The 21,231-nt window shown below is 72.1% G+C and carries 18 protein-coding genes; 8 read left to right on the plus strand and 10 right to left on the minus strand.

What is annotated here, in order from left to right:
* Positions 1–7: 7 nt before the first annotated feature.
* The 3 genes from ACQEVG_RS03305 to ACQEVG_RS03315 all read right to left on the minus strand — a co-directional run bounded on the left by ACQEVG_RS03305 (position 8) and on the right by ACQEVG_RS03315 (position 2,653).
* Positions 8–787 (minus strand): transcriptional regulator, encoded by a 780-nt coding sequence (locus ACQEVG_RS03305; protein ID WP_432976695.1) that lies wholly within the window; start codon positions 785–787, stop codon positions 8–10.
* Complete coding sequence (locus ACQEVG_RS03310; protein ID WP_432976698.1) at positions 784–1,164, minus strand: hypothetical protein; 381 nt, start codon at positions 1,162–1,164, stop codon at positions 784–786. The genes ACQEVG_RS03305 and ACQEVG_RS03310 overlap by 4 nt, the downstream gene beginning before the upstream one ends.
* A 160-nt stretch (positions 1,165–1,324) precedes the next feature.
* A complete protein-coding gene (locus ACQEVG_RS03315; RefSeq protein WP_432976701.1) occupies positions 1,325–2,653 on the minus strand; it encodes a diaminopimelate decarboxylase in 1,329 nt (442 codons plus the stop codon).
* A gap of 118 nt (positions 2,654–2,771) precedes the next feature.
* Between ACQEVG_RS03315 and hutU the strand changes: the two genes are divergently transcribed.
* From hutU to hutI, 4 genes are all read left to right on the plus strand, one after another.
* The gene (hutU, locus tag ACQEVG_RS03320; RefSeq protein ID WP_432976704.1) at positions 2,772–4,433 is read left to right on the plus strand and encodes a urocanate hydratase; all 1,662 of its coding nucleotides are present in this window, start codon (positions 2,772–2,774) and stop codon (positions 4,431–4,433) included.
* Positions 4,434–4,516: 83 nt separating this feature from the next.
* Positions 4,517–5,707, plus strand: coding sequence for an allantoate amidohydrolase (locus tag ACQEVG_RS03325; protein ID WP_432985013.1), 1,191 nt, complete (start codon positions 4,517–4,519; stop codon positions 5,705–5,707).
* Complete coding sequence (locus tag ACQEVG_RS03330; protein ID WP_432976707.1) at positions 5,698–7,047, plus strand: formimidoylglutamate deiminase; 1,350 nt, start codon at positions 5,698–5,700, stop codon at positions 7,045–7,047. The genes ACQEVG_RS03325 and ACQEVG_RS03330 overlap by 10 nt, the downstream gene beginning before the upstream one ends.
* Positions 7,048–7,144: 97 nt before the next feature.
* Complete coding sequence (gene hutI, locus ACQEVG_RS03335; RefSeq protein ID WP_432976710.1) at positions 7,145–8,311, plus strand: imidazolonepropionase; 1,167 nt, start codon at positions 7,145–7,147, stop codon at positions 8,309–8,311.
* Here the strand turns inward: hutI and ACQEVG_RS03340 are convergent.
* On the minus strand, positions 8,290–9,159 hold the full coding sequence (locus ACQEVG_RS03340) for an NAD(P)H-binding protein (protein WP_432976713.1): 870 nt from the start codon (positions 9,157–9,159) through the stop codon (positions 8,290–8,292). The genes hutI and ACQEVG_RS03340 overlap by 22 nt on opposite strands.
* A 66-nt stretch (positions 9,160–9,225) precedes the next feature.
* Positions 9,226–9,963: a hypothetical protein gene (locus ACQEVG_RS03345; RefSeq protein ID WP_432976716.1), complete on the minus strand. Its 738-nt coding sequence runs from the start codon at positions 9,961–9,963 to the stop codon at positions 9,226–9,228.
* Between the two features lie 102 nt (positions 9,964–10,065).
* Here ACQEVG_RS03345 and ACQEVG_RS03350 point away from each other — a divergent pair, with 102 nt between their 5' ends.
* The 4 genes from ACQEVG_RS03350 to ACQEVG_RS03365 all read left to right on the plus strand — a co-directional run bounded on the left by ACQEVG_RS03350 (position 10,066) and on the right by ACQEVG_RS03365 (position 14,211).
* The gene (locus tag ACQEVG_RS03350; protein ID WP_432976719.1) at positions 10,066–10,761 is read left to right on the plus strand and encodes an aspartate/glutamate racemase family protein; all 696 of its coding nucleotides are present in this window, start codon (positions 10,066–10,068) and stop codon (positions 10,759–10,761) included.
* Between the two features lie 205 nt (positions 10,762–10,966).
* A complete protein-coding gene (locus ACQEVG_RS03355) occupies positions 10,967–12,064 on the plus strand; it encodes a GNAT family N-acetyltransferase (RefSeq protein ID WP_432976722.1) in 1,098 nt (365 codons plus the stop codon).
* 12 nt (positions 12,065–12,076) lie between these two features.
* Positions 12,077–13,417: a glycosyltransferase gene (locus ACQEVG_RS03360; RefSeq protein ID WP_432976725.1), complete on the plus strand. Its 1,341-nt coding sequence runs from the start codon at positions 12,077–12,079 to the stop codon at positions 13,415–13,417.
* Complete coding sequence (locus tag ACQEVG_RS03365) at positions 13,414–14,211, plus strand: polysaccharide deacetylase family protein (RefSeq protein ID WP_432976728.1); 798 nt, start codon at positions 13,414–13,416, stop codon at positions 14,209–14,211. The genes ACQEVG_RS03360 and ACQEVG_RS03365 overlap by 4 nt, the downstream gene beginning before the upstream one ends.
* A 4-nt stretch (positions 14,212–14,215) precedes the next feature.
* Here the strand turns inward: ACQEVG_RS03365 and ACQEVG_RS03370 are convergent, their stop codons facing one another.
* From ACQEVG_RS03370 to ACQEVG_RS03390, 5 genes are read right to left on the minus strand one after another with little or no spacing between them, the layout of a single operon-like run.
* Positions 14,216–15,307 carry a glycoside hydrolase family 26 protein gene (locus ACQEVG_RS03370; RefSeq protein WP_432976731.1) on the minus strand — a complete coding sequence of 364 codons (1,092 nt, stop codon included), beginning with the start codon at positions 15,305–15,307 and terminating at the stop codon, positions 14,216–14,218.
* The gene (locus ACQEVG_RS03375) at positions 15,304–15,750 is read right to left on the minus strand and encodes a hypothetical protein (RefSeq protein WP_432976734.1); all 447 of its coding nucleotides are present in this window, start codon (positions 15,748–15,750) and stop codon (positions 15,304–15,306) included. The genes ACQEVG_RS03370 and ACQEVG_RS03375 overlap by 4 nt, the downstream gene beginning before the upstream one ends.
* Positions 15,747–17,609 (minus strand): glycosyltransferase, encoded by a 1,863-nt coding sequence (locus ACQEVG_RS03380; RefSeq protein WP_432976737.1) that lies wholly within the window; start codon positions 17,607–17,609, stop codon positions 15,747–15,749. The genes ACQEVG_RS03375 and ACQEVG_RS03380 overlap by 4 nt, the downstream gene beginning before the upstream one ends.
* A 52-nt stretch (positions 17,610–17,661) precedes the next feature.
* On the minus strand, positions 17,662–19,866 hold the full coding sequence (locus tag ACQEVG_RS03385) for a lipopolysaccharide biosynthesis protein (RefSeq protein WP_432976740.1): 2,205 nt from the start codon (positions 19,864–19,866) through the stop codon (positions 17,662–17,664).
* Positions 19,859–21,070 carry a DegT/DnrJ/EryC1/StrS family aminotransferase gene (locus ACQEVG_RS03390; RefSeq protein ID WP_432985016.1) on the minus strand — a complete coding sequence of 404 codons (1,212 nt, stop codon included), beginning with the start codon at positions 21,068–21,070 and terminating at the stop codon, positions 19,859–19,861. Before ACQEVG_RS03390 ends, ACQEVG_RS03385 begins: the two co-directional genes overlap by 8 nt.
* Between the last annotated feature and the right edge of the window lie 161 nt (positions 21,071–21,231).

Genomic DNA, 21,231 nt, shown 5'->3' on the forward strand with positions numbered 1-21,231 from the left:
CGCTGCCTCACAGGGTTGCCTCCAGTGCGTCGCGGAGCCGGCGGAGCAGGGCGGAGTCCAGGACGGACGGCGGCTCGGTGGCTTCGGCAGCGGCTGCGGCAGCGGCGGGCCCGGTGGGCGCCGGGGTTGCGGACCCGTCGGGCGTGGCGATGAGCCCGGCGGCGGCCAGCCTCCGTACCTCGATCAGGGTGTTGAAGGCGGGGCGTCCCAGCTCCCGAGCGATGGCTGCCGGGGTGCGCACACCGTCGGCGAGGTTCAGCAGCGACTGCCGGCGGGGGCTGAGGCCACGCCCCGCGGGGTCGAGGCGGCGCTCCACCGGCGCGGTGTCGACCGCGGGGTGGGGCCATATGGAGTCCAGCAGCCGGCTGCGCCGCAGCGACTCGCGTTCGACGGCCCGGGTGGGTACCGGCCGCACCCGGCCCATCCAGTGGGCGACCCCGTAGCGGAAGCGGGTGGGCCCGCTCGCGCGCGCCAGCGCGAAGAAGGCCGCGTCGAACAGCGCACCGAGGTGGCAGATCTCCAGCTCGCCGCCGGCCACCTGGCCGCTGTCGACCAGATAGCGGCCGACCTCGCGGCGCGAGGCCGCCTGGGCGACCGCGTCCGCCCAGCTGTCGGGCCGCAGCCGGCCGCTCGCGGTCAGCAGGACGTCGAGTCCGGGCGCATCGGGGCTCTCGGCGTGCACGACCTCGCCGTCGGCCAGATAGAGGGTGCCGCGGTCACGTACCAGCACGCCCGTGGCCCGCTCGTCCGCGAGTCGGACGAGCATCGGGGAGACGGCCGCTCTCATTGGAGCACCAGCCCTTCGGCGAGATTCTGGAGGCGCAGCCGGGCCAGTGCGAGGTTGCCCAGGTCCCGGTCGAGCCAGAGATGCAGGAACACGCTGCTGTCGAAGCTGGTCTCGACGAAACGCACCACGTGATAGTTGGTGCGGGTGGTGACGATGAGGTCCTCGACCGTGGGCCCGGACTCCTCGGGCGTGCACGCGGTGTACTCGTTGGCCCTCCTGGCCAGTTCGGCCGTCTCCGCGGCGGTGGCCTCGTGGTCGCTGCCCGGCGCCTCACCGACCGTGCCGAGCGCGAGGCCGCTGATCCAGTCCACGATGGCTGCACCGCGCGCGCCCGGCACCAGCATGGCTTCCAGCAGACACTCGTCGATTCCGCGCACGCCGACTCCCCTCCCCGCTACGGCGTTCCACGCACTGTTGTGCGGCAGTGACGGGAAGGTTACGCAACGTGGCTGCGGATGAGGGGAGTTGTGGCATTTTCCATCGGAACATGCCCCGGCACCGCTAGCGTACGGGCTCAGGCGTGTCCGGGTGCGCCCCTCAGGCGTGTCCGGGTGTGACCAGTGCGCCGGGCTGTGCGCCGCCCGACTCGGCGACGATCTCCGCCATGCTCTGCGGGGCCCGTACGGTCGCGAACCGCACCGCCGCGTCACCGTCTTCGAGGAAGCCGTAAACCCCGGGCCGCGGAAGGCTGTTGTAGCCGTAGTGGTTCGAGAAGTAGTACGCGCCGGTGTCCAGCGCCGCGATCGCATCGCCCTGTTCGAGCAGCGGCAGCGGCCGCGCCTCCGCGAGCAGGTCGCCCGCGAAACAGGCCGGCCCCGCGATGTCCTGCTTGACGGCCGGACCGGCCTTCGGGTGTCCCGCCGAGTCGTACGCGGCGATGCGCAGCGGCCAGGAGACCGGGTCGTAGACGGTACGCGTCGCGACCTGGACGCCGGCGTGGGTCACCGCGATGGGGCGGCCGCCCGCGCTCTTGGCGTACTCCACTCGCGCCAGCACCGTGCCGTGCTTGGCGAGCAGGGCGCGGCCGAACTCGGTGACCAGGCCGTAGCGCCCGTCGAGCAGCCCCGGGACCAGCTCCGCCAGCAGCCGCGCGTACTGGGCGAAGGTCGGGGTCTGCTCGTCCGACGCGAAGTTGACCGGGAGGCCGCCGCCGATGTCGACGGTGTCGATCTGCTGCCGCCCGGCCGCCGTGTTGATCTCCTCGGCGAGTTCGTACACGGCCCGGATGCCCTGCGCCATCAGGGTCAGCGGCATGCCCTGGGAGCCGGAGTGGGCGTGCAGCCGGGTCAGCCAGGGGCGGTCGATATAGGCCCGTACGACCAGGTCGCGGGCTCCCTCGTCGCGCAGGGCGACACCGAACTTCGACGTCGGCGTGGCCGTGGACAGCGCCCCGATCGCGCCGCTGCCGACCTGTGGATTGACGCGCAGCCCGAGCGGTGACGTGGTGGGCGTCGCGGCGACAAGGGCGTCGACGCGCTCGAGCTCCGAGAGGTTGTCGGCGTTGACCGCGATGCCGAGCGCGAGGGCCTCGCGCAGCTCGGCGGGGGTCTTGGCGGGGGAGTCGAGGACGGTACGGGACGGCGGGACGCCGGCCGCGGTGGCCAGGGCCAGCTCGCCGGGGCTCGCCACCTCGGCCCCGATGCCCTCGGCCCGCAGCAGCGCGAGTACGGGCACGAGAGGGGCGGCCTTCACGGCGAAGGCGTGCAGCACGGGGGCGTCGGTGACGGCGGCGAAAGCGGCCCGCAGCGCGGCGGCCGAGGCGCGGATTCCGGCCACGTCGAGGAGGGCGACGACGGGCTGAGCCTCGCTGAGAAGCCCTTGCTCGACTGCTGCGCGTACGGCCTGGTCCCGGCGGTCGAAAGGCATGTCGGCCAGCCAATCATCCGAGCGGCCGCACCGCAGCTGTTGACTAAGACTATTCAGAGCCTCAGGATGTGAATAGAACCGCCAACAGTGATGGTCGCAGTCGCGAGGAGGCTTTGCCATGTCAGGACCCCGCCCCGTACGGGCACCGCGCGGTACGGAACTGAGCGCCCTGGGATGGCAGCAGGAAGCCGCCCTCCGCATGCTCCAGAACAACCTCGACCCCGAGGTCGCCGAGCACCCCGACAAGCTCGTGGTCTACGGCGGCACGGGCAAGGCCGCGCGTGACTGGCGCTCCTTTGACGCGATGGTGCGCACGCTGCAGACGCTGAAGCAGGACGAGACCATGCTCGTCCAGTCCGGCCGTCCGGTCGGCGTCATGCAGACGCACGAGTGGGCGCCGCGCGTGCTCATCGCCAACTCCAACCTGGTCGGCGACTGGGCGAACTGGGAGGAGTTCCGGCGGCTGGAGGCCCTCGGCCTCACCATGTACGGCCAGATGACGGCCGGGTCCTGGATCTACATCGGCACGCAGGGCATCCTGCAGGGCACGTACGAGACGTTCGCGGCGGTGGCGGCGAAGAAGTTCGGCGGCACGCTCGCCGGGACGATCACCCTGACCGCCGGCCTCGGTGGCATGGGCGGCGCGCAGCCGCTCGCCGTGACGATGAACGACGGCGTCGCGCTCTGTATCGACGTCGACCCGCGCGCGATCGAGCGCCGTATCGAGCACCGGTACCTGGATGTGCGCGCGAACTCGCTGGAGCACGCGCTCCAGCTCGCCGTCGAGGCCCGCGACGCCCGCAAGCCGCTCTCCATCGGCCTGCTCGGCAACGCCGCGGAGCTGCTGCCGCGGATGCTCGCCGAGGGCGCGCCCATCGACATCGTGACCGACCAGACCTCGGCCCACGACCCGCTCGCCTACCTGCCGATCGGCGTCGACTTCGACGACATGGCGTCGTACGCGACGGAGAAGCCCGCGGACTTCACCCAGCGCGCGCGGGAGTCGATGGCCAAGCACGTCGAGGCGATGGTCGGCTTCATGGACGCGGGCGCGGAGGTCTTCGACTACGGAAACTCGATCCGCGGCGAGGCCCAACTGGCCGGCTACGACCGGGCGTTCGCCTTCCCCGGCTTCGTACCCGCCTACATCCGGCCGCTCTTCTGCGAGGGCAAGGGCCCGTTCCGCTGGGCGGCCCTGTCCGGCGAGGCGTCGGACATCCACAAGACCGACAAGGCGATGCTCGAGCTCTTCCCGGAGAACGAGTCCCTGCACCGCTGGATCAAGATGGCCGGCGAGCGCGTCCACTTCCAGGGCCTGCCGGCGCGTATCTGCTGGCTGGGCTACGGCGAGCGGGACCGCGCGGGCGAGCGCTTCAACGACATGGTGGCGTCCGGCGAACTGGCCGCCCCCCTGGCCATCGGCCGCGACCACCTGGACTGCGGCTCGGTCGCCTCCCCGTACCGCGAGACCGAGGCGATGCTCGACGGCTCCGACGCGATCGCCGACTGGCCGCTGCTGAACGCGATGGTCAACGTCGCGTCGGGCGCGAGCTGGGTCTCGATCCACCACGGCGGCGGCGTCGGCATGGGCCGCTCCATCCACGCGGGCCAGGTCTCCGTGGCGGACGGCACGAAGCTCGCGGGCGAGAAGATCCGCCGGGTGCTGACCAACGACCCGGGCATGGGTGTCATCCGGCATGTGGACGCGGGCTACGACATCGCGGAGTCGGTCGCGGACGAGCGCGGCGTGCGGGTCCCGATGCGGGAGGGCGACGCGTGACGTCGGACGCGGGCAATCCAGCCGGTTCCGCCGCATCGGGCGGCACCGGCCCGAGGGGCCGGGCCGGGGACTCGTTCCACCGGATGTGGGGCGACCTTGCCCCGATCGGGCGCGACGCCGACACCCGCGGGTACCGGAGGTACGCGTGGACCGAGGCCGACCGTGACTGCCGTGCCTGGTTCCAGGCGCAGGCCGAGTCCCGCGGCCTCACCTTCGAGGTCGACCACAACGGCAACCAGTGGGCCTGGCTCGGTGACCCCTGTGCCGGTGACGCCGTCGTCACCGGCTCCCACCTCGACTCCGTCCCCGACGGCGGCGCGTTCGACGGTCCCCTCGGCGTCGTCTCCTCCTTCGCCGCCCTCGACGAACTCCGCGGCAGGGACGTGCAGTTCAGCCGCCCCCTCGCCATCACCAACTTCGGTGACGAGGAAGGCGCCCGCTTCGGGCTCGCCTGCGTGGGCTCCCGGCTCACCTCCGGACAGCTGACCCGCGAGGCGGCGTACGAGCTGCGCGACGGCGCCGGGATCACCCTCCCGCAGGCCATGGAGCGCGCCGGGTACGACCCGTCACGCATCGGACCCGACCCCGAACGCCTCGCCCGCATCGGCGCGTTCGTCGAGCTCCATGTCGAACAGGGCCGGGCGCTGGACCTGTCCGGGGACCGCGTCGGCATCGCCTCCGCGATCTGGCCGCACGGCCGCTGGCGGTTCGACTTCCACGGCGAGGCCAACCACGCGGGCACCACCCGGCTCGTGGACCGCCGCGACCCGATGCTGACCTACGCCGAGACGGTCCTCGCCGCCCGCCGCGAGGCCGAACTCGCGGGCGCGGTCGCCACGTTCGGCAAGATCGCCGTCGAGCCGAACGGCGTCAACGCGATCCCGTCCCTCGTACGCGGCTGGCTCGACTCGCGCGCCGCCGACCAGGCCACGCTGGACACGGTCGTCACCGCGATCGAGCGGGCCGCGAAGGAACGGGCCGAGCGGGACGGCATCGATCTGAGAGTCGTACGGGAGTCCTTCACGCCCGTGGTCGAGTTCGAGCACGCCCTGCGCGACGAGCTGAACAAGATCCTGGGCGGTGCGGTCCCCGTGCTCGGCACGGGCGCGGGCCATGACGCGGGCATTCTGTCCGGCTCGATCCCGACGGCCATGCTGTTCGTACGGAACCCGACGGGCGTCTCGCACTCCCCGGCGGAGTTCGCCGCCGAGGACGACTGCGTGGCCGGAGTGCTCGCACTCGCCGACGTATTGGAGGGCCTGGCGTGCAGCTGACGTACTGGGCGGAGCACGCCTGGCTGGACACGAACGTCGAGCCGGGCGTGGCCCTGGAGGTGGCTGACGGCCGGATCACGGCCGTAGGCAAGGGTGCACAGGCCCCGCCGCCGGGGGCCCAGGTCCTGCGCGGCCTGACGATCCCCGGCCTCGCGAACGCGCACAGCCACGCCTTCCACCGGGCCCTGCGCGGCACCGTGCAGGTGGGCTCCGGCACGTTCTGGACGTGGCGCGAGGTGATGTACCAGGTGGCCTCGCGGCTCACCCCGGAGACGTACTTCGAGCTCGCGCGAGCGGTGTACGCGGAGATGGCGCTGGCGGGGATCACGAACGTCGGCGAGTTCCACTATCTGCACCACGCGCCCGGGGGCCTCTCGTACGCCGCCCCGAACGCGATGGGCGAGGCGCTGATCGCGGCGGCGGCGGACGCGGGGATCCGGATCACGCTGCTCGACACGGCGTATCTGTCGTCAGCCATCAGGAACAAGCACAGTGGCGAGGCGCCGAACAAGCACCAGTTGCGCTTCTCCGACGGCACGGCAGAGGCATGGGCGGAGCGGGTCTCGGCGCTGAAGGGGAGCGACCATGCGCTGATCGGCGCCGCGATCCACTCCGTCCGGGCCGTCCCGGCCGCGCAGCTGAGCACGGTCGCGGAATGGGCCACCGCCCGCCGGGCCCCGCTCCATGTCCACCTCTCCGAGCAGAGGGCGGAGAACGACGCCTGCCTCGCGGCGCACGGCTGCACCCCCACGAGGCTGCTCGCCGACTACGGCGTGCTGGGCCCGCGGACGACGGGCGTCCACAACACGCACCTGACGGACGAGGACATCGCGCTGCTGGGCTCCTCCGGCACGGGTACGTGCATGTGCCCGACGACGGAACGCGACCTGGCGGACGGCATCGGCCCGGCGGTCGCCCTGCAGCACGCGGGCTCCCCGCTCTCCCTCGGCTCCGACAGCCACGCGGTGATCGACCTCCTCGAGGAGGCCCGCGCGATGGAACTGAACGAACGCCTGCGCACCCGGACCCGGGGCCACTGGACGGCGGCGGCCCTGCTCCGCGCGGCGACCTCGGACGGCCACACCGCGCTGGGCCGCCCGGACGCGGGCCGCATCGAGCCCGGCGCGCTGGCGGACTTCACGACGGTGGCCCTGGACTCGGTCCGTACGGCGGGTCCGCTGCCGCGGCTGGCGGTCGAGACGGCGGTGTTCGCGGCGACGTCGGCGGATGTACGCCACACGATTGTGGGAGGCCGGCAGGTTGTGCGGGACGGGGTGCACACGCTGATCCCGGACGTGACGCGGGCGCTGGCCACGTCGATCGCGGCCCTGCGTTCGTGATGCTGCGTTTCCGCCACCCCGCGCCGGAATCAGCCTCGCCGGCGATTGAGGCGCGGGGTCCGGGGCGGAGCCCCGGTCACCCCCTGGAGAGGAACCCATGAGCACCGTTGTCACCAACATCCGCAGCCTCGTCACCAACGACCCCGCCCTGGGCGAAGGCCCCCTCGGCCTCATCCACGACGCCGCCGTCGTCCTCGACGGCACCCGCGTCGCCTGGGTCGGGCCCACCGCCGACGCCCCGGCAGCCGACGACGCCGTCGACGCCGGCGGCCGCGCCGCCATCCCCGGGTTCGTCGACTCGCACTCGCACCTCGTCTTCGCGGGCGACCGCACCGAGGAGTTCAACGCCCGGATGTCCGGCCGCGCCTACTCCGCCGGCGGTATCCGCACCACTGTCGCCGCCACCCGCGCCGCCACCGACGAGGCGCTCGAAGCGAACCTCACGCGCTACCTCGACGAGGCACTGCGCCAGGGCACCACGACCTTCGAGACCAAGTCCGGCTACGGGCTGACCGTCGAGGACGAGGCCCGTGCCCTGCGGATCGCCGCGGAGCACACCGACGAGGTCACCTACCTCGGCGCCCACATCGTCCCGCCCGACTACGCCGACGACCCCGCCGGCTATGTCGCCCTCGTGACCGGCGAGATGCTCGACGCCTGTGCTCCGTACGCCCGTTGGGTCGATGTCTTCTGCGAGAAGGGCGCCTTCGACGGCGACCAGGCCCGCGCGATCCTCACCGCCGGCAGGGCCAAGGGCCTGCACCCCCGCGTGCACGCCAACCAGCTCGGCCACGGCCCCGGCGTGCAGCTCGCCGTCGAGCTCGACGCCGCGTCCGCCGACCACTGCACGCATCTCACGGACGCGGACGTCGACGCCCTGGCCGGCAGCGCGACCGTCGCCACCCTGCTCCCCGGCGCGGAGTTCTCCACCCGCGCCGAGTGGCCGAACGCCCGCCGACTCCTCGACGCGGGCGCGACCGTCGCGCTGTCCACGGACTGCAACCCGGGCTCGTCCTTCACGTCCTCGGTGCCTTTCTGCATCGCCCTGGCCGTACGGGACATGGGGATGACCCCGGACGAGGCGATCTGGTCGGCAACGGCGGGCGGCGCGGCGGCCCTGCGCCGGGACGACGTCGGCCGCATCAGCCCCGGCGCCCGCGCCGACCTCGTACTGCTCGACGCGCCGAGCCATGTCCACCTCGCGTACCGGCCGGGCGTGCCGCTCGTGTCGCACGTGTGGCGTCAGGGCAAGAGGTGCCGGTAACTGCCCGGATTCAGCGTCAGGAACTCGGCGAACGACATCGCCGGATGCCCGGTGAGCCGCGGTACCGCATCGGACACCGTGGCCAGCTCACCGGCGGCGATCGCCTCGTACGAGGACACCCATCCGGCGACCTCCCACTCCGGGGCTCCGTATCCGGCACGTGAGGCGTACGCCTCCTCGCGGGTCTGCGGCACATAGCGGATGTCGCGCCCGGTGGCGCGGCTCAGCTCGGCGGCGGCCTCCGCGAGGGTGAGCGCCTCGGGCCCGGTGATGTCGTACGTCGTTCCGTCGTGCCCGTCCCCGAGCAGTGCGGCAGCGGCCGCATCGGCGATGTCCTCGTGCGCCACCGCCGCGAGCCTCCCGTCCCCGGCAGGACCGCGGATGACCCCGTCCTCCGCGCCGGTCATGGCGGGCAGCGCGGCCAGATAGAGGTTGTCCCGCAGGAAGGTGTACGCGAGACCCGTGCCGCGGATGTGCTGCTCGGTGTGCCAGTGGTCGCGCGCGAAGGTGAACGTGGCGTCCGGCGCGGCCCCCATGAACGAGACGTACACAATCCGCTCGACCCCCGCCGCGACGGCCGCGTCCACGGCGGTGATGTGTTCCCGCACCCGGTCGGCCGACTCGTGCGCCGACACCAGGAAGAGAACGCCGGCCCCGTCGACCGCCCGCCGCATGGCCTCGCCGTCCCCGTAGGCCGCGGGCGGTGCCTTGACGCACCCGGCGAGCTCCGGCAGCCGTCCGGGATCACGCCCCAGCAGCCGCGCCCCCACCCCTTGCCCGGAGAGCCGCCGCGCGAGACGCCCGCCGATCTGGCCGCTCGCTCCGGTGACCGCGATGACTGGGGGCATGGGCGCGTCCTCTCGTCGGGCTGCTTGCTCCGAGGCTACGGCGCCAAGTCCCCCTCGGATCGAAGGCTAAGGGGCAGCCTGCCCGGGCGGCGGGACCGCGGGAGTCTCCCCCTCCCCCTTCCTCTTCGTTCCCTCGCGCCTGCTCTCGAGCGCGTTCAGAATCAGCACCACGCTCGCCCCCAGCACCCACGCCGCCAGCAGCACCGGCGTCAGCCACGCGCTGAACGGTCCGGCCAGCGACAGCACCGCCACCACCAGGCCGGACCAGCCGAGCCAGGGCGGGATGCCATGGCTGTCCTGGGCCGCGCGCCAGACCGCGAACAGCATCACCGCCGCTCCCGCCATCGCCGCGACGATCGCGGCGTACGCCGCGTTCAGCAGCAGGATCGCGATCAGCGAGGTCCCCGGGAGCACCGGGAACACATCGGTGTGCTCCACCGTGATCGCGAAGATGTTCCCCGCGATCGCGGCGACCATGAGGAATGACGTGAAGACCGTGCCTCCCACCAGCACCAGGTGCGAGCGGTTCCCGGCCAGGCGGGAGAGGGCGACCAGGAAGAACAGGAACAGCAGGCCTGCCGCGAGCAGGACCAGCGCCGTGGCTTCGGAGGCGTCCCGGTTGCTCTCCTTGAGGTAGAAGAACAGGACTCTCCTGAGCGCGCCGCTCCCTCCGACATCCGGTGTGCGCCACCACAGCACATACCCGGCGATCAGCAGCCCCGCTGCCGCAAGACCGGCTATCCCCGGCCAGAGGTCTCGGTGCTGGAGGGGCTGGGCGGGTTCTGCGTTGTGCGACGCCATCATGGTGCCTCCCGCGGGAGTGTCCCCGAGAAGGTTCTTTTGTCGCTTTCATTATATTTTGTTAATTGCCACAAGGGCGGCCGAGCCGGGTGGCACAGTGGGGCGATGAAGACCATCGGGCTGATCGGCGGCATGAGCTGGGAATCCAGTGCGGAGTACTACCGGCTTCTCAACGAACTCGTACGGGAGCGGCTCGGTGGTCTCCACTCCGCCCCCTGCATCCTGCACTCCCTCGACTTCGCGGAGATCGAGGAGCTCCAGGTCGCGGGCGACTGGGAGCGCGCCGGTGAGATCCTCGCCGACGCCGCCCGGGGCCTTCAGGCGGCGGGCGCGGACCTGCTGCTGATCTGCACCAACACCATGCACAAGGTCGCGGGCCAGGTGGAGGCGGCCGTCTCCGTGCCGCTGCTGCATCTCGCGGATGCCACCGCCGATGCCGTACGCGCCGAGGGGCTCACCCGGGTCGGGCTGCTCGGGACCGCCTTCACCATGGAGCAGGCCTTCTACCGGGACCGGCTGGCCGGGCACGGTCTCGAGGTGCTCACACCCGGCGCCGACGGGCGGGCGCTGGTGCACCGGGTGATCTACGAGGAGCTGTGCCGCGGAGTCGTACGGGAGGAGTCCCGCTCCGCGTACCAGGACGTCATCGGCAAGCTCGTCGCCGCGGGGGCGGAAGGCGTCGTACTCGGGTGCACCGAGATCGAGTTGCTCATCGGCGAGAAGGACAGCCCGGTGCCCGTGTTCCCGACGACCCGGCTGCATGCCGAGGCCGCCGTGAACGCCGCTCTGGGCGGGCGCTGACGCCCATCCGGTGCGCGGCCGCCGAAGGCCGGATCGCGGTCGGAGTGCCACCCCCCTCCGTCACTCGAACATCATCCGTATCCCCCCTTCTCGACTCCTTCACGGATCCGTCACAAAAAGGGTGACGCTCCCTACCCTGTCGGTATATGGACCGGTACCGTCCTGTACCGGGGAATGGCTCAAGGGGGAGGACCGGGGGGTCGAGTTGAGCGGTGTCCGCAGTGCCGTACGTATAGATGTGGTGAAACCCGACGATCTTGCCGAGGCGGAGATAGAGGCCTGGCGAGAGCTGCGCGCGAAGAGCGGCGCGCCCGCCAACCCGTTCATGGAGCCCGAGTTCACCCTGGCCGTCGGCCGCGTGCGGCCCGCCGCCAGAGTGGCCGTGCTCTGGGAGGACGGACAGCCGGCCGGCTTCTTCCCGTACGAACGCGGGCCGCTCGGCCGGGGGAGGGCGATAGGCCTCGGCGTCTCCGACTGCCAGGGCGCGGTTCTGCGCCCCGGTGTGCGCATCGCGCCCCGCGAGCTGCTGCGCGCCTGCGCGCTCTCCGCCTGGGAGTTCGACAACCTCGAAGCCGACCAGGCACTGTTCGTCCCCTCCGTCGCCGAGGAGTTCACCTCGCCCGTCATCGACGTCGGCGCGGGATACGCGGCCTACGAAGAGATTCTGCGCGCCCAGTCGCCCAAGTTCCTCAGGACGACCCTCGCCAAGGAGCGCAAACTGGGGCGGCAGGCCGGCGAGATACGGTTCGTGTTCGACGAGCGCGACCCGGCCGCGCTGCGCACGCTCATGGGGTGGAAGTCCGCGCAGTACCGCAGGACCGGCCGCAGGGACCGCTTCGCCAAGGAGTGGATCAACACCCTGGTCCGGCTGCTGCACGAGACGCGCACGCCCGGCTGCACCGGAGTGCTCTCCGTGCTGTACGTCGCCGACCGGCCCGTCGCCGCGCACTTCGGGCTGCGCTCGCGCACCGTCCTGTCCTGCTGGTTTCCCGCGTACGACCCGGAGTTCGCCAAGTACTCACCGGGCCTGATCCTGCATCTGCGGATGGCCGAGTCCGCCGCCGCGGACGGCATCGGGATGCTCGACCTGGGGCGCGGGTCCTCGGAGTACAAGGACTCGCTGAAGACCGGCGAGCTGCGGGTGCACGAAGGCTCCTCGGTACGGCCGGGGGCGGGGGCGGCCCTGTACTGGATGAGCCGTGAGCCCTCGCGCCTCGCGCACAGCTTCGTACGCAACCGGCCGCGGCTCGCCGGGTACGCGCAGCAGACGCTGAAGCAGGTCGGCCGCCTCCGCGGCCACTGACGGGGGAGAGCCATGGAAAGCACACCGCACGGAGCGCGGCCGGCCGAGCTCCAGGTCACCGAGCTCGACCTGGACGGGCCCGACGGCGCCGTCCTGAGATTCGGCCCCGCCCTGCCGGGCGGACCGGCCGTCCGCGGCGGTGACGTCTACGCCCTCGTACGCCTGCGCGGCCGTCCCGTCGCCACCGTCGTCTGCCGAGTCCCGCCCGGCAAGCAGCCCGCGGACGCCGTGGCCGCCGCGGCCCGCGCGAAACTCGCGGGAGACTACGCGCACGGAGACGACGCCCCCGGCGCGCGGCCACCACGGGACGCCGGGCGCCCCGAGGGCGATCTGCCGCGCACCAGCGTCGTCGTGGCCACCCGCGAGCGCGCCGACCAGCTGGCCCGCGCGCTGGACTCGCTGCTCGCCCAGGACCACCCGGACTTCGAGATCGTCGTCGTCGACAACGCGCCCGCGACCAGCGCCACTCAGGACCTCGTCGAGCGCAAATACGGCGAGCGCGTCCGGTATGCCCGCGAGTCCGTACCCGGTCTCGCGGTCGCCCACAACCGCGGCATCGCCGTCGCCGACGGCGCGGTCATCGCCTTCACCGACGACGACGTGGTGGCCGACCCGCACTGGCTCACCGCGCTCACCGCGCCCTTCGCCGCCGATCCGGGGCTGGGCTGCGCCACCGGCCTGATCCTTCCCGCCCGGCTGCGCACGCCCGCGCAGATCCTCCTGGAGAGCCACGGCGGCTTCGCCAAGGGCTTCGCGGCGCGCGAGTACGATCCGGCGCGCCCGCCCGCGGGCGAACCGCTCTTCCCGTTCACCGCGGGCAGCTTCGGCTCCGGCGCCAACATGGCCTTCAGGGCCACGGCGCTGCGCGACATCGGCGGCTTCGACCCCGCCACCGGCACCGGCACCCCCGCCAGGGGCGGCGACGATCTCTATGCCTTCGTCAGCGTCCTCGTCGCCGGGCACCGGCTGCGCTACACACCCGACGCACTGGTCTGGCACCACCACCGGGAGACCTGGCAGGACCTGAAGAACCAGGCGTACGGCTACGGCGCGGGCCTGACCGCGTATCTCACCGCCGTACTCGCCCGCCATCCCGCCATGCTGCCCGCGCTGCTGCGCAAGCTCCCCCGGGGAATGGCCCACGCCCGTACCATCACCGCCCACCGCGACGCGGCAGGGGCGGCGGTGCCGGGCGGGCACGGCGCGCAGGACTATCCATGGCCGCGTCATCTCTCCCGGCTCGAGCGCCGCGGCATGCTCGCAGGGCCCCTCGGGTACGCGAAGGCACGCCGCCGGGTCCGGGGCCTGCCGCTTCCCTGGGACCAACGGGCCATATCGCTGGGGGACGGATGACGACACCCCGGATTCCCGTACTGCTCTACCACGCCGTGATGGACGACCCGCCCGACTGGATCGCCGAATTCACCGTCACGCCCAAGGACTTCGGCGCGCAGCTCGACGCGATCGTGGACAGCGGCCGCACACCGGTCGGGATCAGCGCGCTCGCCGGCCACTTCGCGGGCAACTCACCGCTTCCGGACCGGCCCGTCGTGCTCACCTTCGACGACGGCTTCGCCGATCTGCCCGGCCCCACCGCCGAGGCGCTCGCCCGCCGTTCACTGCCGGCAACCGCGTACCTCACCACCGGAGCGATCACGCCGGGCGGGCGCAGTCTGCTGCCGCCCGCGCCGATGATGACACTCTCGCAGGCCCCGCTGCTCGAGCAGTACGGCCTGGAGGTCGGGGCCCACACCGTCACCCATCCGCAGCTGGACACGCTCCCGCCCCAGGCCCTTCGTCGCGAACTGCGTGAGCCCAAGGCGGTGCTCCAGGACCTGCTCGGCCATGAGGTGGCGCATCTGGCCTATCCGCACGGCTACAACAGCCGGGCGGTGCGCAAGGCCGCTCTCGACGCGGGCTATGCCTCGGCCGTGGCCGTACGGCACGCGCTCAGCTCCGAGACCGACGAGTCGTACCGCATCGCCCGCCTCATCCTGCGACGTGGCCACACGGTGGCGGACATCGAGGCGTGGATGGACGGGCGTGGCGCGCCGGTCGCGCCGTATCCCGACTCGTTTCCGACGATCGGGTACCGGCTCTTCCGGCGCGCCCGCGCCGCCGTCAAGGGCCCGGTCTTCGCGGGCTGACGCCTCAGGATCCGGGTCTGACCTGGTTGAAGTACGGGTCGGCGACCGCCTTGCGCAGGCTCTCCCAGGACTCGTCCCTGGCCAGGGAGAGATCGCAGCCGGGACCCGGGTCGCGGAAGTTCCACTGGAGCGCGGCGTGCACGCCCTCAAGACGCTTCACCACACGCGGCACCTGCTCGTACCACTCGGCCTGCGCGGACGGCTTCGACGGCTCGTCCGCCGTGCCGAACTCCGAGAGCATCAGCGGTTTGCCGGCGGAGATGTGCTCGCGGATCCAGTCGTGCGAGGCCGTCTGGGTCTGCGCGAAGCTCTGCCACTGCGCCTTGTGGCAGCGGTAGTAGTTGTACTGGTTGTAGCCGATCCAGTCGACGTACGCGTCGCCCGGATACAGCCCCCGGAACAGCTCGCTGTGGCCGGTGTAGCCCGTGATGATCCAGGTCCACACCACATTGGTCACACCCAGCTCGCGGAACCGGTCATGGATGTGCCGGTAGGCGGCGACGTACTCGGCGGGTGTGCCGCTGGCCGGGGTTCGGGTGTCCATCTCCAGGTCGAAGGAGAGGAAGAGCGGCTTCCCGTACGCCTTGATGCGCCTGGCCTGGACGTCGATCACGCTCTTGTCCAGCGCCCCCGAGGCGATCTGACTCCACCGCGGCTGCTCGGCCGGGCTGCCGCTCCACCGCTTGCTCTCCCAGGACAGCAGCAGCATCCGCTTCCTGCCGACGCGCTGCTCCTGCTCGGTCAGCAGCTGTCCTTCCAGGCCGCCGACGGACATGTCGTGGTACGTGTACACGATGTCCAGCGTGCGGCCGATGCGCTTCTCGTAGGCGAGGACGTTCTGTTCGAGGTCGGGCTTGCTGTGCCGTACATAGGCGCCGAACCAGGCGCCGCAGCGCGGCACCAGAAGCATGGTCGGGCGGCACTCCGCGCTGTGCTCCGAGGCGTTGGAGCCGGATGTTCCGGAAGTCTTCAGGGCGAGTACTCCCGCCAGCAGCACACCGACGAGAGCCGTGGAAACGGCCCACAGCCGTCGTCGGTCGTGCGGCCTTCGATGGATGCCTGGCGCCCCGTGGAAGGGGCGTCGGGGTAACGTCACAGAGGTGCGCCTTTCTGCGGCGGTGACGATGCCCGCGCGGTACTGGTCCGGCTGGAGCGCAGCTGCGGACAGCAGGCGGCGAGCATCGTCAGCAGGGTGAGCAGCACCAGGACCCGTTGGCCGCTGAACGCGTGCGCGGCCATCAGCGCCGTGGCGCTGATGGCCGCGGCGCTCACGCTCAGCAGGGCCACCAGGACGAGCTGCTCAAGACGGTCGGAGTCCCGTTCGAAGCCGTGGTCGAAGCTCTCCACCGGTCCTATCGCCCGATGACGCGTCAGGGCGGGTCCGCAGACGCGCAGGGCGGCGGCTCCGGGACCGGCGAGCAGGAACACGGCGACGGGCGCGGCCCGCAGCGGGGATCCGGCGGGGAGGGCGGTGGCGCCGATGGCGCACCAGCCCACGAACGGCGGCAGCAGCCGGATCGCGAGCGTCTGAGGTCTCATGGGGTCCTCCCCGCCGAGCTGTCGGTGTCTTTGGTCGCTTTCGTGGCTTCCGTGCGCCTGAGTTCGTAGACGACACCTGCGCTGTTGCGGCCCACCTGCGCGAAGAGCGGCGAGGCCGCGACGGACTTCTGGATGCTCCGCAGCTGTTCGCCGGTGAGCATGCCGTTCATCTCGGAGTTGGCGATCTGGCCCTGCGTGAGCAGGAAGTACGCCCGGCCGGGCGGCTCGACGGAGGCCATGTCGCGGGCGAGGGTTGCGGCCGGGTCCCTCAGGATCTCCTCGACATGGCTCTTGGCATCGTCGAGAAACCAGTAGTGCTGCACATTCCAGTACGAAGCGTATGCGAGCGGGTAGTTGCGGTGGGCGGCAACGACAAGAGAGCCCTTGGGCGCGACGTCGAGGACCTGCCGGACCAGCGCGACCTCCTGCGGCGGGAAGTAACTGAGCCGGTCCTTGCCCGAGTAGCTGGGTACGAACGCCGCCGTGAGCGCGAGCAGGGCGACGCCGGGCAGCACGGCGCGCAGGCCCGTCACGGGCCGCGGCGCACCGTGCCCGCCGGGCTCGGCGGCCAGCGGCCGTACGTCGGGCAGCAGCGCGGACGCCGCGAAGAAGCAGGCGCCGGGCAGCATGAACAACAGCACCCGGAAGATCATTTCGCTGCCGTAGTCATTGGCCACCAGCATCAGCAGCGGGACCGCGCCGAGCAGCAGCAGCGGCCGCGCGCGATGTCGCAGCACCCTTCTGCGCAGCACGCCGATCAGTGCCAGCAGCAGTACGGAGGCCGAAAGGAACCGGGAGACCCAGGAGACGATCACCGGTCCGGTGCCGGTCGGCGTCGACCCGTACCCCGTCTCCAGGTTGTGGCTCACATCGCCGAAGGAGCTCACCATCTCGGGCACCGCCTCGCGCAGGAACGGCAGCGAGGCGGTGAGATTCCAGGCCAGGAACACCAGCAGCAGAGTGATCAGCAGGGTCCAGTCCCGGTAGCGCCGGGTCACACAGAGCACGGCGAGAGACGCCACCAGCATCACCGGGGTGAGCTGGTGCGAGATGACGATGGCGGTGATCAGCGGGATGAGCAGTGCGGTCCACAGCACCTGCCGCGATCTGCGGCCGCGCGTCGGCCGCTCGCCGCGCCTCAGCGCGATCGCGATCACGCCGAGATGCAGGGCGAGCGCCAGCGACTGCGGCGAGAAGTAGTCCTGGCCCACCCAGTTGGCGACGTAGAAGAGCCAGACCGCGGTCCAGATCAGCCGGCGGTCCTGGGTGAAGGTGCGGTAGATCAGCAGCAGTGGCGCGAGCAGCAGCAGGCTGGAGAGAAGCGGCCACCAGGCCATGTACATCGCGGCGTTCTCCACGCCGGTCAGCCGCACGAGCGCGGCCTGCGCGGCGAAGAAGCCCGGCCACTGGTCGTACACCGCCATGTCGCCGAGCCGGCCGCCGCGTTGCAGACCGCCCGCCGTGAGCAGATGCTCGATGACCGCGTCGTGCTTCCACGCCCAGGAGTAGAGCGGGGTGGGGTAGACGAGCGCCTGGGTGGCGCGCTCCAGCACGATCAGGCCCACCGTGTACGCGAGTGACCACCGGTTGGCGCGCAGCGGATCCCGTACGCAGATCCAGAAGCCCGCCGTCAGCAGCGCCAGGGCGATCCAGAAGGCAGCGGGCAGCGCCCCGACAAGACCGAAGTCGCCGAGCCGTGAGGTGTCGGTGCGGGCCACGGCGAACGCCCACAGCGCGAGCGCACCGGCGAGCGGGGCGGCCAGGCGCAGCGGGGCCGCCCAGCGTGCGTGGTCGGCAACGGGCAGATCGGCGAGATCCATTGCTGAGCCGTTCCCGGCCCGGTGGTGGGGGGCGGCCACAGGTCTCCCGGCGTCGGTGGCTGGCTGGTGCACGCTTTGTCCCCCTGGTGGTTCAGTTCCGAGCCGGCGCCGAACGCGCCGCGCGTATCCAGATCAGTGCCAACGCCGCACAGGTCAGTAGCAGTTGGAGCGGGAGCGCGAAGGGCGCGAGAGGTCTCTGCAGCGCCCAGCCGCACACCGCGAGCAGCCACAGCGCCCCCCACTGCGCCGCGACCGGCACTCCGGCCGCCCGCACCATCGCCAGCACGGCGACCAGACACAGGAGTTGGCAGACGGTGGGCAGCCAGCGCAGCAGCGGCTCGGGGCTGTCGAGGCCGGCGGCCGACGCGAGGAAGCCGGCCAGTGTCTCGTACCACGCGCCCTCGGCGGGCTCCGGTTCCCAGCCGAGCACGGCGGGCGCCGTGTGCAGCGCGGCACAGGTGACCAGCATTGAGGCGCCGAGCAGCACGGGGCGCGGTCGCAGCAGCGAGAGCGCGGCGCAGTACACGACGATCAGCAGGATGCCCGCGGTGAGCGTGACCGGCGGCAGCGCCGCCAGCAGCCGGGTACCCGAGAGCCGGCCCATCGTGATGTCCGGGGCGTGGAACATCGGGCCCCAGAAGAGCACGGCCGCGAGCCCGAGAAGAGCCCAGAGCACGAGGGCGAGGCGCTCCTCGCCGGGGTCGGCCTCCGGGCGCCCGGCGGTGGCCCGGGCCGCCGGATCCTGTACGTGGACGATGCCGAAGGCGGGCGTGGCGGTGTCGTCGTGGGCGCCGCGCAGATACGCGGTCTGCCGCGCCCAGTCCGTCCCGTACTCCTTCGCGTACTCGGCCGCCGCCTGCCGGCGCCGGTCGGCGGCCTTCCGGGCCCAGGTCGTGCCGTACTCGATCTCCTCCTCGCGCCCCCGGTACAGCAGCCGGGCCAGCCGGGAGGGCCGCGGCTCGCGGCCCGACAGCGCGGCACGCAGTCCCGGCGCCGAGACCGCGGCCATGAAGGTCATCGACAGCAGCATCGCCCAGCCCGCGCCGGAGATCCCGGTGCGGCCGAGCAGCACGGCCGCACTGCCGAGCACCAGCGCGCACATCGTGCCCTGGAGAACGGCGAGCACACCCGTACGTCCCTGGACGCGCAGCACCCCGATGTACAGCTCGACGGCGACCCGCGGCAGGGCTGCGGCGGCCAGCAGCCGCAGCACGGTGGTGCCGTGCTCGGCGTAGTGGGCGCCGAACGGCGTGAGGATCTGCGGGGCGAAGAGGATCAGGATCAGGACGACGGGCACCAGCAGGATCGCCATGCGGCGCAGCGCGCCGCGCACGCCGTCGGCGAGGCTCTCCGGGCTGTGCGAGGCGTGCGCGGTGAGCGACGAGGCCATGTTGATGGCCATGAACTCCATCGTTCCGCCGACGGTGTACGCCGTGTAGAAGAAACCGTTGTGCGCGGCGTCGAAGCGGACCGCGACGATCACCGGCAGCAGGTTGATCATCGCGAGGCTGAACAGTGCGCCGACCGAGTCCCCGGCGAGGAACCGGCCCAGCTCCCGCATGCCGGGCGGCTCGCGGTTGCGGTCGGCTGCCTCCTGGCGGGGGATGAGGCGGCGGAAGATCAGCCAGGCGAGCGGCAGCACCGACAGGGCGATGGCCAGCGCCCAGGACACGAAGATGCCGAGCACCGGCATGGTGGTGGCGAAGACGACGAGCAGCAGCAGCTTGCCGGTCGAGAAGACGGCGTTGCCGACAGGCACCCAGACCGCCTTGCGCAGACCGGTCAGTACGCCGTCCTGGAGCGTGAGCAGCGCCCAGGCGACACAGGCGACGGTGAAGAAGAGCCCGGCGGTCAGTCCGTGCAGCGGCGCGAACGAGGCGCCCCACAGATCGAGCGTGAAGAGGAAGGCGGCGCTCGCGGCACAGACCACCAGCGAGCTGGCCGCGTAGGCGCGCCACACGAGCGGTCCGGTCGCCCGTCCCGCGCGCGGGACGTACCGTACGACCGCTCCGATCATGGTGGTGGCGGTGATGGAGGCCAGCAGCCGCATGGCGGCGATGGCCGCTGAGCCCTCGCCGACGGCCTCTTCCGTGTAGTAGCGGGCGGCGACCAGCCAGAAGCCGAGGCCCAGGGCCGCGGAGACGCCGGTGGAGAGCATCAGCGCGTAGGCGTTGCGGAACATCGAGTCGCCGCTGGCGGGCTTCGCCGCGCCGTCCGCCCCGGTCACGTCCGGGGCGGACGGCGCGGGCGGCGGCGCGGCGTCCGACGGCTTGCGCAGCCGGGTGGTGTCAGACACCGCGGTCGCCCCGCACGGGCGGCGGTGCGGCCGTGGCCCCGGACGGCGGCACTGCGGGCCGGGCGCCCAGCTCGGTGAGTACGGATATCGCCGCGTCCGCCCGCAGCGGGTCGACGGGCAGGGCGTGCCGGGCGAACCAGGCGGCCGCCTCCGGTGCGGGCGACGGATCGGTGAAGACCTCGCCGGCGTAGGTGTCCAGCGGCGGGTCGTAGAGATAGCCGGTCGTTATTCGGCGCCGGGCGAGCGCCGCGATGGCGGCGTCGCGGTCCTCCACCAGCAGCGGCACCCGGAACAGCGGCTGCACGGGGCCGGGCCCCGGCAGCGCCCATCGGGTGGCCGACAGCCGCAGCGCCCCGGCGCGATGGGCCGCCAGCCGGCTCTCCAGGTGCCTCAGCAGCCGCCCGGTGCGCCGCAGCCGCAGCCCGCCGGGTCTGAGCCGGTAGTCGTGCATGTCCACGCGTATCCAGGAGTGGAAGTCCGCCAAGGCCTGTCTGCCGGATCTTGCCGGGCTCGCGGGCGGCGCGGCGGACAGCGCCTCCTTCAGCTCGCCGGGCCGCAGCTCCATCCGGATGTCCTGGCGCTCCTCGAGGCCGAGCAGCCGCAGGGTGGCGCGGGCCGCCGCCACCAGTCGCAGCCCCCGCACGCCCGCCTCGGCGTACGGTCGCAGGCCGTAGCCGAGCTCCGCCGCCAGCCGTGCCGGTTCGAGGAGCTCGTCCCGTGCCCGCTCCAGCCCCGCCCGCAGCGCCGGGTCGGCGACAGCGAGGAATCCGCCGGTCTTGGCCCCGGTGTGTTTGGAGAGGCTGAAGACGGACGCGTCGCCGAAGCTCCCGACCGGCTGCCCGGCCGTCTCGCTGCCGATCGCGTGCGCGGCGTCCTCGATGAGCGGTATCCCCAACTGGTCGCAGCGGGCGCGCAGTTCGGGAGCCGGGTCGGGATTTCCGTACAGATTGGTGGTGAGCACGGCACCGAGGCCGCGCCATACGGACTCGGGCACGGCCGCCATGTCGATGGAGCCGTCCTCGGGCCTGAGCGGCGCCTGTACGGGACGCAGCCCGGCGGCGAGCACCACGAAGAAGATGACGTCGTCGTTGACCGGGGACATCAGCACCCGGCCGCCGGGCGGGCACCAGTGGCGCAGCGCCACATAGAGCCCGAGACGGCATGACGGCACATACAGACATTCCCTGCCCAGGCGGTTGCGCATCAGCGCTTCCAGTGGTGCGTACGCCGCCGGGCAGCCCTCCCCAAGAGCCATGTTGTCCCCCCACTAACCCCCGCTCAATGTGGACCAAACGGGACTGCCCCGTCAATAACGGGGAAGGGCCCATTCCTTGACGGAATGGGCCCTTCGAACGGCCTGTGCGG

This window comes from Streptomyces sp. CA-135486 (assembly GCF_050936555.1).
GTDB lineage: Bacteria > Actinomycetota > Actinomycetes > Streptomycetales > Streptomycetaceae > Streptomyces.

What these genes read in the sequence shown, in the direction of transcription:
- ACQEVG_RS03315 (WP_432976701.1), bottom strand. Translation starts at nt 2,653, where the DNA reads ATGCCTTTCGACCGCCGGGACCAGGCCGTACGCGCAGCAGTCGAGCAA.
- ACQEVG_RS03365 (WP_432976728.1), top strand. Translation starts at nt 13,414, where the DNA reads ATGACGACACCCCGGATTCCCGTACTGCTCTACCACGCCGTGATGGAC.
- ACQEVG_RS03375 (WP_432976734.1), bottom strand. Translation starts at nt 15,750, where the DNA reads ATGAGACCTCAGACGCTCGCGATCCGGCTGCTGCCGCCGTTCGTGGGC.
- hutI (WP_432976710.1), top strand. Translation starts at nt 7,145, where the DNA reads ATGAGCACCGTTGTCACCAACATCCGCAGCCTCGTCACCAACGACCCC.
- hutU (WP_432976704.1), top strand. Translation starts at nt 2,772, where the DNA reads ATGTCAGGACCCCGCCCCGTACGGGCACCGCGCGGTACGGAACTGAGC.
- ACQEVG_RS03360 (WP_432976725.1), top strand. Translation starts at nt 12,077, where the DNA reads ATGGAAAGCACACCGCACGGAGCGCGGCCGGCCGAGCTCCAGGTCACC.
- ACQEVG_RS03350 (WP_432976719.1), top strand. Translation starts at nt 10,066, where the DNA reads ATGAAGACCATCGGGCTGATCGGCGGCATGAGCTGGGAATCCAGTGCG.
- ACQEVG_RS03305 (WP_432976695.1), bottom strand. Translation starts at nt 787, where the DNA reads ATGAGAGCGGCCGTCTCCCCGATGCTCGTCCGACTCGCGGACGAGCGG.
- ACQEVG_RS03340 (WP_432976713.1), bottom strand. Translation starts at nt 9,159, where the DNA reads ATGCCCCCAGTCATCGCGGTCACCGGAGCGAGCGGCCAGATCGGCGGG.
- ACQEVG_RS03325 (WP_432985013.1), top strand. Translation starts at nt 4,517, where the DNA reads ATGTGGGGCGACCTTGCCCCGATCGGGCGCGACGCCGACACCCGCGGG.
- ACQEVG_RS03345 (WP_432976716.1), bottom strand. Translation starts at nt 9,963, where the DNA reads ATGATGGCGTCGCACAACGCAGAACCCGCCCAGCCCCTCCAGCACCGA.
- ACQEVG_RS03390 (WP_432985016.1), bottom strand. Translation starts at nt 21,070, where the DNA reads ATGCGCAACCGCCTGGGCAGGGAATGTCTGTATGTGCCGTCATGCCGT.